Origin of the sequence: Chimaeribacter arupi, from assembly GCF_002858805.1 — a bacterium.
Taxonomy (GTDB): Bacteria; Pseudomonadota; Gammaproteobacteria; order Enterobacterales; family Enterobacteriaceae; genus Chimaeribacter; species Chimaeribacter arupi.
Window position 1 is genome coordinate 54637 of sequence record NZ_PJZI01000003.1, and the last position, 13934, is coordinate 68570.

The following is a 13934-nucleotide window of genomic DNA, read 5'->3' on the forward strand; positions in this document are numbered from 1 at the left end:
GGCGGCCCGGAGGCCGCCTTTTCGCATAATTTTCTGAAAGAAATCAGTCAGTGCGGGTTACTCAGCGCTGCATTGTGCCGCAGCCAGTCCATCGAGGTAGCGCTCGGCGTCCAGGGCGGCCATACAACCGGTACCGGCGGAGGTGATCGCCTGGCGGTAGCTGTGGTCCATCACGTCACCGGCGGCGAAGACGCCGGGGATGCTGGTCTGGGTCGCATTGCCGTGCAGGCCGGACTGAACTTTGATATAGCCGTTTTCCAGTTCCAGCTGGCCGTTGAAAATCGCCGTGTTCGGGCTGTGGCCGATAGCAATAAAGACGCCTGCGACCTCCACTTTCTCGATCTCATCCGTCAGCGCCGTGCGCAGGTGCACGCCGGTCACGCCCATCTGATCGCCAACCACTTCATCCAGGGTGCGATTGGTGTGCAGCACGATGTTGCCGCTGGCCACTTTTTCGTTCAGGCGGTCAATCAGGATTTTTTCCGCACGGAAAGTGTCACGGCGGTGAATCAGGTGAACCTCAGAGGCGATGTTGGAGAGGTAAAGCGCCTCTTCCACCGCGGTGTTGCCGCCGCCGACCACCGCGACTTTCTGGTTACGGTAGAAGAAGCCGTCACAGGTGGCGCAGGCAGACACGCCGCGGCCTTTGAACGCCTCTTCAGACGGCAGGCCCAGGTAGCGTGCGGAAGCCCCGGTGGCAATGATCAGCGCATCACAGGTATACACGCCGTTGTCGCCGGTGAGGCGGAACGGGCGGGTTTGCAGGTCAACACTGTGGATATGGTCAAACAGAATTTCAGTGTTGAATTTGGCTGCGTGCTCATGCATCCGCTCCATCAGCAGCGGGCCGGTCAGGCCTTCCGGATCACCCGGCCAGTTTTCGACGTCTGTGGTGGTGGTGAGCTGGCCGCCTTTCTCCATACCGGTCACCAGAACCGGATGCAAATTGGCACGCGCCGCATAGACTGCTGCGGTATAACCGGCCGGGCCTGAGCCCAGAATCAACAACTTACTGTGTTTCACTGTATCCATGAATTTTCGTCTCCGCCTGCGGAATAATCTAATGAAAGCGATTGTAGGGAAATTATCTCGCTAACAAAAGAGTGCGCTGATGTTGTTATCAATTTGTTTGATAGTTTTTACCTATTTTTAATTAGTCAGAAACGGAAATGTGTGAAAAAGCAATCGACTGCGTCTCACGCGGTGTGTAAAGGGAAGACAGTGATAAATGCTGTGATATCAAGCGTTGGCGCGGCTCATGCTTTCCGGCCGATGCGCTGCTGTACAGCGGAATCCACTATAAAGTGCCCTGTGGTTATTTTTTAATCTGGCACGTTCTTCTGATTTTGGTTCTTTTACTTTGACAATCGGCTGCGCATTTGCGAAAACATCTCTGCAAGAAGAAATTAAACACACGCAAAGCGTTCTGCCATGCCTCACCGGCAGAATATTCAGCGATTAATTCTTCTGTTAGCCAGATTTCATCACTGAACGGTGCCGGTTGACAGGCAAGCGCCGGGAAGGGTGGAGCGTCGTGTCTGGCGGCAAACACAGGCATTGGGTATTCGCTTGGGACAAACCCTTAACACATGAAGTTGGCAGGGTGTGTAAAGACAGGGAAGGACAGAAGAGAGACAATAATAATGGCAGACAACAAAAAACGACCGGGAAAAGATCTCGACCGCATAGATCGCAACATCCTGAATGAATTACAAAAGGATGGCCGCATCTCCAACGTCGAGCTTTCTAAACGGGTAGGGTTATCCCCTACGCCGTGTTTGGAGCGTGTCCGTCGCCTTGAGCGGCAGAATTTCATTCATGGTTATACCGCATTGCTCAATCCTCATTATCTGGATGCCTCGCTGCTGGTGTTCGTTGAGATCACCCTCAACCGTGGTGCGCCGGATGTTTTTGAGCAATTCAATGCTGCAGTTCAGAAGCTGGAAGATATCCAGGAGTGTCATCTGGTCTCCGGGGATTTCGACTATCTGTTGAAAACCCGTGTGCCGGATATGTCCGCTTACCGCAAACTGTTGGGCGAAACGCTGTTGCGCCTGCCGGGCGTCAATGACACCCGTACGTATGTGGTAATGGAAGAAGTGAAACAGAGTAACCGTCTGGTCATCAAGACCCGGTAAAACCTGCAGGTGCAAAACCTGAATATATTCGCTACACTCCTGTTTATCCATACAGCCCACGCGCCGGGAAGGGTTCCCGGCGCTGTTGCTATTTCAGTTCACAGGAACCTGGAGAGCCTTTCTTGAGCCAGGAATACACAGAAGATAAAGAGTTTGGCCTGAAAAAAGTCAGCGGCAGCCGGCGGTTACTTGAAGCCTTGCTGGTGCTGATTGCGCTTTTCGGGATTTATCTCATGGCAGCGCTGCTCAGTTTTAATCCTTCTGACCCCAGTTGGTCACAGACAGCGTGGCATGAGCCGATTCATAATGTGGGTGGCGGAGTCGGTGCCTGGATGGCTGATACGCTGTTCTTCACCTTTGGTGTGTTTGCCTATGCCATTCCTCCCCTGATGCTGATGATGTGCTGGGCCTCTTACCGCCAGCGCGGCAGCAGTGAATACATCGATTACTTCACCCTTTCCCTGCGGCTTATCGGCGTGCTGGCGCTGGTGCTGACCTCCTGTGGTCTGGCGGCGCTGAACATCGATGATCTCTATTACTTCGCCTCCGGCGGCGTAATCGGCAGCCTGCTGAGCAACGCGCTGACGCCGTGGGTCAACAGCATGGGCGCGACGCTGGCCCTGCTCGGCGTATGGGCGATCGCTTTTACGCTGTTTACCGGCTGGTCCTGGCTGACGATTGCTGAACGCATCGGTGGGGTCGTGCTGGGTGCGGCCACCTTTATGACCAACCGCTCGCGCCATGATGATCCTTATGATGATGAGGACGAGGAAGAGGCGTTGCCGGACGTGCCGGCTGTGCGCCATGACACGGCGGAACCCGTGCCTCAGCTGACCACCGCGGACGACGACGATGTATTGTTCTCCGCACCGTCTGCGGCTACCCTCGCGGCTGCTCCGGCTGCTCCGGCTGCTCCGGCTGCTCCGGCTGCTCCGGCTGCTCCGGCTGCTCCGGCTGAGCACGTGACACCGGTGGCGCAGGCCCCTGCCGCCGCGCCGGTAAACCCGGTGGATGCAACGCCTGTGGTTGCCGCTGCTGAGGCCGTGCAACCGGCTCCGCCGCGCTACCGCTTTGAACTGCCGGAAGAGGCAGAGGCACCGCCGCAGGTCACGCCCACCCCGACCCACCTTACCGGCGGCCGCCCTGAGCCTTTGGCCGATGAGGATGAAGGCCCGCGCCTTGGCAACTGGCAGGACGCGGAAACGGCCCATTCACCTTTCGATTTCTCAGCGGCTCAGCAGGAGAGTGACGATCTGCCGGCTAACGGCAACGTACTGGGCGGGGCATCACGCCAGGCTGATGCAGACGATGCGTCTGTAGCAGGTGCGACCTTTATGCCTGCGTTCAGCGCGGTGAGTGAAAGCAACCCGCAGGTGAAACAGGGCATTGGCCCGGAATTGCCGCGACCAAACCCGGTACGTATCCCTACCCGGCGTGAACTGGCGTCTTATGGCATTAAACTGCCGTCACAACGCCAGGCAGAACAGGCCGCCCGTGAGGCCTCCGCCGCCTCAGATGATGGCGAGGATGCCGCTCATGAAGAGGCGCTGGGTGCGGCATTTGCTGAGCAACAGCAGCAACGCTATGGTGCCGGTTATCAGGCGGAAGAAACCCCTGCTGCTGCGCAGGCGGACGCCGATGAAGAGGCCGCCCTGAGCCGCGCGTTCGCCGAGCAACAGCAGCAGCGTTACAGCACACCGCATAACACGGTCTCTGACGCCGCGCCGCAACCAGCGGCAGAACCGTTGCATGAAGATGAAGATAGCCTGCGTACCGCCTTCGCTGCGCGGGAACAGGCGCGCTACGGCAGCACACCGCCTGCGGCACCGTCTGGCCCTGCGGCGGGACAGGGCAGCGGCCTGGCTGCCGCGTCTGTGGCGTCAGCTGCGGTGACTGCGGCAGCGGCCAGTATGGCCCGCAACACCAATGCGTTCTCCTTCTCACCGGCGGATGACCTGACGGATAATGCCTCGTCAGAGCCGATGTTTACATTGCCGCCGGAGACGGACGCCGTGACGCCGCCGCCTGCCTACGCGCCGGCTCAACAGCCACCGGCCGCTTACCAGGCGCCGCAGCAGGCACCTGCTTACCATGTAGAGCCTGCAACCCCGGCTTATCGCCCGGAAGCGCCGCAACCTGCCCGTCCGGCAGAACCGGCCGCTTACCGACCTGAACCGGCAACCCCGGCTTACCGCCCGGAAGCGCCGCAACCAGCCCGTCCGGCAGAACCGGCCGCTTACCGGCCTGAACCGGCAACCCCGGCTTACCGCCCGGAAGCGCCGCAACCGGCCCGCCCGGCAGAACCGGCCCGCCCGGCAGAACCGGCCGCTTACCGGCCTGAACCGGCAACCCCGGCTTATCGCCCGGAAGCACCGCAACCGGCACGGCAACCCGAGCAGCCGGTTTATCGCGCAGAACCGGAAGAGGCCTATTCGCCGCCGGTTGAGGATACCCCTAAACCGGCAATGGACAGCCTGTTCCACCCGTTCCTGGTGCGTCACGATCAGCCGCTGGAGAAGCCCACTACGCCGCTGCCGACGCTGGATCTGCTGACGGCTGCGCCTACCGAAGTGGCACCGGTCGACATGTTTGCGCTGGAGCAGAAAGCCCGGCTGGTGGAAGCCAGCCTGGCTGACTACCGCGTGAAGGCAGATGTCGTCGATATTCTGCCGGGGCCGGTCATCACCCGCTTTGAGCTGGATCTGGCGCCGGGCGTGAAGGCCGCGCGTATTTCCAACCTGTCACGAGACCTGGCCCGCTCGCTCTCAACGTCTGCAGTGCGTGTGGTCGAAGTGATCCCCGGCAAGCCTTATGTCGGGCTGGAGTTACCGAACACCAAACGGCAAACGGTCTATCTGCGCGAAGTGCTGGACTGCCCGGCCTTCCGTGACAACCCTTCACCGCTTTCTGTGGTGCTCGGTAAAGATATTTCCGGTCAGCCGGTGGTGGCCGATCTGGCGAAAATGCCGCACTTGCTGGTTGCCGGTACGACGGGTTCCGGTAAGTCTGTGGGCGTTAACGCCATGATCCTCAGCATGTTGTATAAAGCGAAGCCGGAAGATGTGCGCTTTATCATGATTGACCCGAAAATGCTTGAGCTGTCGGTCTATGAAGGCATTCCTCATCTGTTAACCGAAGTGGTCACAGACATGAAGAAAGCGGCCAATGCGCTGAACTGGTGCGTAGGCGAGATGGAGCGCCGCTATAAGCTGATGTCCGCGTTAGGGGTACGTAACCTGGCCGGCTATAACGAGCGGGTTGACCAGGCTGAAGCAATGGGCCGCCCGATCCCCGATCCGTTCTGGAAACCCACCGACAGCATGGACATCACACCACCGGTGCTGGAGCGTGAGCCTTACATCGTGGTGATGGTTGACGAGTTTGCTGACCTGATCATGACCGTGGGTAAAAAGGTTGAGGAACTGATCGCCCGGCTGGCGCAAAAAGCGCGTGCCGCCGGTATTCACCTGGTGCTGGCTACCCAGCGGCCATCGGTGGATGTGATCACCGGCCTGATTAAAGCCAACATCCCGACGCGTATCGCCTTTACCGTCTCCAGTAAAATTGACTCGCGTACCATCCTGGATCAGGGCGGCGCAGAATCTCTGCTGGGCATGGGGGACATGCTCTATATGGCACCTAACTCCTCTATCCCGGTGCGTGTGCATGGCGCCTTCGTGCGCGATCAGGAAGTGCACGCCGTGGTACAGGACTGGAAAGCCCGCGGGCGCCCACGTTATATCGACAGCATCACCAGTGGCGCTGAAGAGGGCGAGGGCGGCGGTGGCCTTGACAGTGATGAGGAGCTGGATCCGCTGTTTGACCAGGCTGTCGCTTTTGTGATTGATAAGCGCCGTGCCTCGATTTCCGGGGTGCAGCGCCAGTTCCGCATCGGGTATAACCGGGCGGCACGTATCATTGAACAGATGGAAGCGCAGGGGATCGTCAGTGAGCCGGGGCACAACGGCAACCGCGATGTGCTGGCACCGCCTCCGCACGAGTAATCTCTCCACTGATAAGGGCCGCATCGCGGCCCTTATGCAAAGAAGCGTAAAAGCAGGCGTTTTGAGATAAATAACCTACCGGCGATAAACCACAATCCGATACAGTTACACCACTTAGCTAATGAAATCATTAGTGTGTCCCGGTAATCATGGAATGTATGAGGTCATGGTCAGAATGAAAAAATTATTAGCAGCAGGCTGCCTGTTGGCGGCATTTACCTCAGCCTCCGTGTTGGCGGATGCCAGCAGCGATCTGAAAAGCCGCCTGGGCAAAGTAAACAGTTTCCACGCCAGTTTTACCCAGAAAGTCACCGCAGATGATGGATCTGACGTCCAGCAGGGCGAAGGTGAACTGTGGGTAAAACGCCCGAATCTGTTTAACTGGCATATGACATCCCCGGACGAAAGCGTGCTGGTCTCTGACGGCGAAACACTGTGGTTCTATAATCCTTTTGTTGAGCAGGTCACGGCCACCTGGCTGAAGAACGCCACCGGTAACACGCCGTTTATGTTGATCACCCGTAACAGCAGCAGCGACTGGGCGAACTACGATGTGAAACAGCAGGGCGATAATTTTGAGCTGACGCCGAAATCCGCCAACGGCAACCTGAAGCAGTTCGCCATTACCGTGACCAATGACGGCACGATCAAAAGCTTTACCGCTGTAGAGCAGGATGGGCAGCGCAGCGCCTATAACCTGAAAACTCAGCAGAATGGCGCTGTTGATGCCGGGAAATTCAAATTTACCCCGCCGAAGGGGGTGACGCTGGACGACCAGCGCCAGTGAGGTGCGCGTGAGTAATTTGTCACTCGATTTTTCACAGAACGAGTTCCAACCCCTGGCTGCACGGATGCGGCCTGAAACGCTGGCCGAGTATATCGGCCAGCAGCATTTATTGGCCCCCGGCAAACCGTTGCCGCGTGCCATTGAAGCCGGTCACCTGCACTCTATGATCCTGTGGGGGCCGCCCGGTACCGGTAAAACCACACTGGCTGAGCTGATTGGCCGTTATGGGCAGGCTGATGTCGAGCGCATTTCTGCGGTGACGTCCGGCATTAAAGAGATTCGTGAAGCCATTGAGCGGGCGCGGCAAAACCGCAATGCCGGGCGGCGCACTATTTTGTTCGTGGATGAGGTGCACCGTTTCAATAAAAGCCAGCAGGATGCGTTCCTGCCGCATATCGAAGACGGCACTATTACCTTTATTGGCGCGACCACGGAAAACCCCTCGTTTGAACTCAACTCCGCATTGTTGTCCCGCGCGCGGGTGTATCTGCTGAAAGCTCTGACGCCTGACGACATTGAAAAAGTGATCGATCAGGCCATGAATGACAGCAAACGCGGGCTGGGCGGGCGGCAGATTGTGGTACCGGATGAGACACGCCGTATGCTGGCTGAACTGGTGAACGGCGATGCCAGGCGGGCGTTGAACAGCCTGGAAATGATGGCAGATATGGCGGAGGCGGATAAGAAAGGGGTACGTACCCTGACTCCGGCGCTGCTGAAAGAGGTCTCCGGTGAGCGCAGCGCCCGCTTTGATAACAAAGGCGATCGCTATTATGACCTGATCTCCGCCTTGCATAAGTCCGTACGCGGCTCCGCACCGGATGCCGCCCTGTACTGGTATGCGCGGATTATTACGGCCGGCGGGGATCCGCTGTATGTCGCGCGCCGGTTATTGGCTATTGCGTCCGAAGATGTCGGCAATGCTGACCCGCGCGCCATGCAGGTTGCCATCGCCGCCTGGGACTGTTTTACCCGTGTCGGCCCGGCTGAAGGCGAACGGGCGATTGCGCAGGCCATTGTTTATCTGGCGTGCGCGCCGAAAAGTAATGCTGTGTATACCGCATTTAAAGCCGCAATGCGTGATGCGCGTGAACAGAACGATTTTGACGTGCCGGAGCATCTGCGTAACGCACCGACCAGGCTGATGAAAGAGATGGGGCTTGGGGCAGAGTACCGATACGCGCATGATGAACCCAACGCCTACGCGGCCGGTGAGAACTATTTCCCCCCTGAAATGGCGGCCACCCAGTACTATTTCCCGACCAGCCGTGGGCTGGAAGGTAAAATTGGTGAAAAGCTGGCATGGTTGTCTGAACAGGATCAAAATAGCCCGATAAAACGCTACCGCTGATGGGTGGCTTGCGGTAAGGTTATCTCATTATTACCGTCAGGATACCGCGATTATTCGCGGTATCTTTCGTTACATATCATTCAATAACTACAAGCACAGGATTAGCATGCTCGATCCCAATTTACTGCGTACTGAGCTGGACGCGGTCGCTGAAAAACTGGCTCGCAGGGGCTTCACTCTCGACGTGGAAAAATTACGTGCGCTGGAAGAACGCCGTAAAGTGTTGCAGGTCGAAACCGAAAATCTTCAGGCTGAGCGTAATGCACGATCGAAATCGATCGGTGCTGCCAAAGGCCGTGGCGAAGATATCGAACCTCTGCGCCAGGAAGTAAACGTACTGGGTGAGAAACTGGATAGCGCGAAAGTGCAGCTGGATGCCCTGCAGAGTGAAATTCGTGACATTGCCCTAGCGATCCCTAACCTGCCGGATGATGCAGTGCCTAACGGCAAAGATGACAGCGAAAATCAGGAAATCAGCCGCTGGGGTGAACCACGCCAGTATGATTTCCCGGTACGTGACCATGTTGAGCTGGGTGAAATGGCCGGCGGGCTGGACTTTGCCGCAGCCGTTAAGCTGACGGGTTCCCGCTTTGTAGTCATGAAAGGGGAGATTGCCCGCCTGCACCGCGCGCTGGCACAGTTCATGATCGATCTGCACACTGAGCAGCACGGTTATCAGGAAGCGTATGTGCCTTATCTGGTCAACCATGACACCCTGTACGGTACCGGCCAGTTGCCGAAATTCGGTGAAGATCTGTTCCATACCAAACCGTTGGAAGAAGAGTCCACCAGCAGCAACTATGCGCTGATCCCAACGGCAGAAGTGCCGCTGACCAACCTGGTGCGTGATGAGATCCTGGAAGAAGAGTCGCTGCCGCTGAAACTTACGGCGCATACTCCGTGCTTCCGTTCTGAAGCGGGCTCATACGGGCGTGATACCCGTGGCCTGATCCGTATGCACCAGTTCGATAAAGTCGAAATGGTACAGATCGTGCGTCCGGAAGAGTCGATGCAGGCGCTGGAAGAGTTGACCGGCCACGCAGAGAAGGTGTTGCAGCTGCTGAACCTGCCTTACCGCAAAGTGCTGCTCTGCACCGGTGATATGGGCTTTGGTTCGACGAAAACCTACGATCTGGAAGTGTGGTTGCCGGCGCAGAATACTTACCGTGAAATCTCTTCCTGTTCCAATATGGGGGATTTCCAGGCACGCCGTATGCAAGCCCGTTGCCGCAGCAAAACCGAGAAGAAACCGCGCCTGGTGCATACCCTGAACGGTTCCGGTCTGGCCGTTGGCCGTACGCTGGTGGCCGTGCTGGAAAACTATCAGCAGGCAGATGGCCGCATTGAGATCCCAGAAGCGCTGCGTCCTTATATGCGTGGCGCGACCCACATCGGCTGATGCCAACGTTTGACTGAAAAGCGCCTGCGGGCGCTTTTTTTATGCCTTTTTTTCAGTGCTGCCTTCCTTTCTTTCATTTCTTCGCGCCACTTCCCATTTTTGATCACTGCCTGATTGGCAGAGCCCGGCATTGGCATTTACTTGATACGAAACAAAGTGCTTACCCGATAAGAGGCGTATTTTCCGGCCAGTCATGCGGCAGAGGGGGAACAGGATGACGGCCCCTTTTATTAAAAAACACGACAGGTTGCCGCGCAGGGTGTCCGTAACGACACATTTGTGAGCCAAGAAAAGGGAATGACATGAGCGATTCTGAAATAACCCCCTTACTGGAAACCCCCCTCAGCCGCCGCGTTTTGATGAAAGGCGGTGCTGGTGCGCTGGCATGGGCAGCCGGCGGCATAACATTGCCCTTCGCGCAGGGTCGCGTGGAAACCGTGCCGGAAAAGGCAATTCAGAGGCAGGAAAAGGTCGTCTGGAGTGCCTGTACGGTTAATTGCGGCAGCCGCTGCCCGTTACGCATGCACGTCGTTAACGATGAAATTCTTTATGTAGAAACCGATAACACCGGCGACGATGACTATGAAGGGCTGCATCAGGTGCGTGCCTGCCTGCGCGGGCGTTCAATGCGGCGGCGGATCGCGCATCCCGATCGTCTGAAGTACCCGATGAAGCGGGTAGGCAAGCGTGGCGAAGGGAAGTTTAAACGCATCAGTTGGGACGAAGCCTTAGATACGCTGGCCGGCACGCTGAAACACATTATCCGGGATTATGGCAATGAAGCTATTTATCTGAATTACGGTACCGGGACGCTGGGCGGCACCATGACCCGCTCCTGGCCGCCGGGAAAAACCCTGATTGCCCGGCTGATGAACTGTTGCGGCGGCTATCTTAACCACTATGGTGACTACAGCTCGGCCCAGATTGCCGCCGGCCTGAATTACACCTACGGCGGCTGGGCAGACGGCAACAGCCCGTCTGATATTGAAAACAGCAAGCTGGTGGTACTGTTCGGCAACAACCCAGGTGAAACGCGGATGAGCGGCGGTGGGGTGACTTATTATCTGGAGCAGGCACGCCAGAAATCCAACGCCCGCCTGATTATCATTGACCCGCGCTATACCGATACCGGCGCAGGCAGGGAAGATGAATGGGTCCCTTTGCGCCCCGGCACGGACGCCGCCCTGGCCGCGGCATTAGCCTATGTAATGATCACCGAAAACCTGGTGGATCAGGCGTTTCTTGATACCTACTGTGTGGGTTACGACGAGAAAACCTTGCCCCCCGGCATTCCGGCGCAGGCCAGTTATAAAGCCTACATCCTGGGCCAGGGTAAAGATGCCACCGCGAAGACCCCTGCCTGGGCGGCGGCCATTACCGGCGTCCATGAAGCGAAAATTATCCAGCTGGCGCGGGAAATCGGCCAGGCCAAACCCGCTTTTATCTCCCAGGGATGGGGGCCGCAACGCCATGCCAACGGTGAAACAACTACCCGGGCCATCGCGATGCTGGCGATCCTGACCGGCAATGTCGGTATTTCAGGCGGGAATTCAGGTGCCCGCGAAGGGGCATACGCCATGCCTTTCGTGCGGATGCCGACACTGGAAAACCCGGTGAAGGCCAGCATTTCCATGTTTATGTGGACGGACGCTATCCTTCGTGGCCCGGAAATGACTGCACTGCGTGATGGGGTACGCGGCAAAGATAAGTTAGATGTGCCCATTAAATTTATCTGGAATTATGCCGGTAACTGCCTGATCAATCAGCATTCCGATATTAACCGGACGCATGAAATCCTTCAGGATGATTCACTGTGTGAGACGATTGTGGTGATTGACAACCACATGACCGCCTCGGCGAGCTACGCCGATCTTCTCTTGCCCGATTGCACCGCCGCTGAACAGATGGATTTCTGCCTGGATGCCTCCTGCGGCAACATGGACTACGTAATTTTTGCCGATCAAGTCATCACACCACGCTTTGAGTGCAAAACCCTTTATGAGATGACCAGCGCGCTGGCAAAACGGCTGGGCGTCGAAGCGCAGTTTACCGAAGGCCGCACTCAGGAGCAGTGGCTGCGTTACCTCTACCAGCAATCCCGGAAGGCTATTCCAGAGCTGCCTGATTTTGACCAGTTTCGCCGCCAGGGACTATTTAAACAGCGCGATCCCCAGGGCCATCACATTGCCTATCGGGCATTCCGGCAGGATCCGATTGCCAATCCGTTGGCTACCCCGTCCGGCAAAATTGAAATCTATTCCGCACAACTGGCGGAGATCGCTGCGATCTGGCAACTGCCTGAGGGTGATGTCATTGATCCTTTACCGATCTACGCTGCCGGGTTTGAAAGTCATGATGATCCGCTCAACCATCGCTTCCCTCTGCAACTGACGGGCTTTCACTATAAAGCCCGTACTCACTCTACCTACGGCAACGTAGAGGTATTGAAAGCGGCTTGCCGCCAGGAGATGTGGATCAACCCGCATGATGCCGCGCCACGGCAAATCGCCAATGGTGATCTGATCCGTATTTTCAACGATCGCGGTGAAGTGCGGATTACTGCCAGGGTGACGCCGCGCATTTTACCGGGCGTGGTGGCCCTGGGTGAAGGAGCCTGGTATGCGCCTGATGCGCAGCGTATCGATCACGCCGGCTCGATTAACGTGCTGACCTCCCAACGGCCTTCTCCGCTGGCGAAAGGGAACCCTTCCCACAGCAATCTGGTGCAGGTCGAAAAAGTAAAGGGTTAAGGAGCAAATCATGACAACCCAATATGGCTTTTATATGGATTCCAGCCGCTGTACCGGTTGTAAGACCTGTGAGCTGGCGTGTAAGGATTTTAAAAATCTGACGCCCGATGTCAGTTTCCGCCGCGTCTATGAATATGCGGGCGGCAGTTGGCAAAAAATGGGGGCAGGGTGGCAGCAGAATGTGTTCGCTTACTATCTTTCGCTCTCCTGCAATCACTGCGCTGACCCGGCCTGCACTAAAGTCTGCCCCAGCGGGGCGATGCATAAACGGGATGATGGCTTTGTGGTGGTGAATGAAGAGGTCTGCATCGGCTGCCGTTATTGCCACATGGCGTGCCCTTATGGCGCGCCGCAATATAATGTGGCCAAAGGGCATATGACCAAATGCGACGGGTGCTACGCCCGTGTCGCGGAGGGTAAAAAGCCTATTTGCGTGGAATCTTGCCCGTTACGTGCGTTGGACATGGCACCGATAGAAGAACTGCGCGCGAAATATGGCGATCTGGCGGGCGTTGCTCCCTTGCCTGCCGCGCACTTTACCCGGCCGAATATCGTGATTAAGCCCAATGCCAACAGCCGGCCGGTAGGAGACACCACCGGTCATCTGGCTAATCCAAAGGAGGTGTGAAATGGGAACGGGATGGCATGAATGGCCGCTGATCATCTTTACGGTATTAGGGCAGTGTGTGGTGGGCGCGTTTATCGCGATGGCGTGGGTGCTGGCGGAGGGAAAACAGGATAGCCGGGTAGTACACACTGCCCGGATGCGGATGTTTTTCCTGTGGGTGGTGATGGGCGTGGCTTTTGTGGCGTCAGTCATGCACCTCGGTTCCCCGTTGCGGGCATTTAATGCGCTTAACCGCCTCGGTGCCTCGCCCCTCAGCAATGAGATCGCGTGCGGCTCACTGTTTTTTGCGCTGGGCGGCTTGTACTGGTTGTTGGCGGTATGCAAGACATTGCCGACAGCGCTCAGCAACTTCTGGCTGTTGGTAACCAGCCTGGCAGGCATAGGTTTTGTCTATGCTATGGGGCGTGTTTATCACATCACGACCGTGCCGACCTGGGATCCCATGTACACCTCCCTGAGTTTTGCCCTGACGGCCCTGATCGGCGGCCCACTGCTGGGCGGCTTGCTCCTGCGCTCGGCGGGCGTAGCGGCCCGCGGCAGTGTGCGGTGGTTGCCGTTAGTCAGCTTGCTGGCGTTGGTCATCAGCGCGGTGGTCTGGTTCAGCCAGGTGGCGACGGTAAACACTCTCCATAGCTCAGTTCAGTCGGCGTCTTCTTTGGTGCCGGCACTGGGCGCACTGCTGGGCTGGCGGCTGGCGTTAATCGCTATTGGGCTGGGCTGTTGGATTGTGCCGCAGGTCACCCAAAAAGCGCCCGGCGTTTTCATTCTGGCAAGCGGTCTGGCGCTGGTGGTAGCCGGTGAGCTGCTTGGGCGCGGGATCTTCTATGGCTTGCATATGACCGTCGGCCTGACCTACGGCGGTTAGCGCCTTCCTATC

At 57.4% G+C, this 13934-nt stretch carries 8 protein-coding genes and 2 pseudogenes; 9 read left to right on the plus strand and 1 reads right to left on the minus strand.

What is annotated here, in order from left to right:
• Positions 1-57: 57 nt before the first annotated feature.
• Positions 58-1032 carry a thioredoxin-disulfide reductase gene (trxB, locus tag CYR52_RS02815; protein WP_072925844.1) on the minus strand — a complete coding sequence of 325 codons (975 nt, stop codon included), beginning with the start codon at positions 1030-1032 and terminating at the stop codon, positions 58-60.
• 611 nt (positions 1033-1643) lie between these two features.
• On the opposite strand from trxB, the gene lrp reads away from it, so the two are divergent.
• The 9 genes and pseudogenes from lrp (at position 1644) to CYR52_RS02860 (ending at position 13922) form a co-directional block, all read left to right on the plus strand.
• Positions 1644-2138 (plus strand): leucine-responsive transcriptional regulator Lrp, encoded by a 495-nt coding sequence (lrp, locus tag CYR52_RS02825; protein ID WP_072925842.1) that lies wholly within the window; start codon positions 1644-1646, stop codon positions 2136-2138.
• Positions 2139-2260: 122 nt separating this feature from the next.
• Positions 2261-2821 (plus strand): annotated as a pseudogene (locus CYR52_RS23055) (DNA translocase FtsK 4TM domain-containing protein); the annotation flags it as partial.
• Positions 2822-4075: 1254 nt separating this feature from the next.
• Positions 4076-6142 (plus strand): annotated as a pseudogene (locus CYR52_RS23060) (DNA translocase FtsK); the annotation flags it as partial.
• A 175-nt stretch (positions 6143-6317) separates the two neighbouring features.
• On the plus strand, positions 6318-6929 hold the full coding sequence (lolA, locus tag CYR52_RS02835; RefSeq protein ID WP_072926853.1) for an outer membrane lipoprotein periplasmic chaperone LolA: 612 nt from the start codon (positions 6318-6320) through the stop codon (positions 6927-6929).
• A 7-nt stretch (positions 6930-6936) separates the two neighbouring features.
• A complete protein-coding gene (locus CYR52_RS02840) occupies positions 6937-8280 on the plus strand; it encodes a replication-associated recombination protein A (RefSeq protein WP_072926851.1) in 1344 nt (447 codons plus the stop codon).
• A gap of 106 nt (positions 8281-8386) precedes the next feature.
• A complete protein-coding gene (gene serS, locus CYR52_RS02845) occupies positions 8387-9679 on the plus strand; it encodes a serine--tRNA ligase (RefSeq protein ID WP_072925839.1) in 1293 nt (430 codons plus the stop codon).
• A gap of 302 nt (positions 9680-9981) precedes the next feature.
• A complete protein-coding gene (dmsA, locus tag CYR52_RS02850; protein WP_101827914.1) occupies positions 9982-12429 on the plus strand; it encodes a dimethylsulfoxide reductase subunit A in 2448 nt (815 codons plus the stop codon).
• A 10-nt stretch (positions 12430-12439) separates the two neighbouring features.
• Positions 12440-13057 carry a DMSO/selenate family reductase complex B subunit gene (locus tag CYR52_RS02855; protein ID WP_101827915.1) on the plus strand — a complete coding sequence of 206 codons (618 nt, stop codon included), beginning with the start codon at positions 12440-12442 and terminating at the stop codon, positions 13055-13057.
• Position 13058: 1 nt separating this feature from the next.
• Positions 13059-13922: a DmsC/YnfH family molybdoenzyme membrane anchor subunit gene (locus CYR52_RS02860; protein ID WP_101827916.1), complete on the plus strand. Its 864-nt coding sequence runs from the start codon at positions 13059-13061 to the stop codon at positions 13920-13922.
• Positions 13923-13934: the final 12 nt, after the last annotated feature.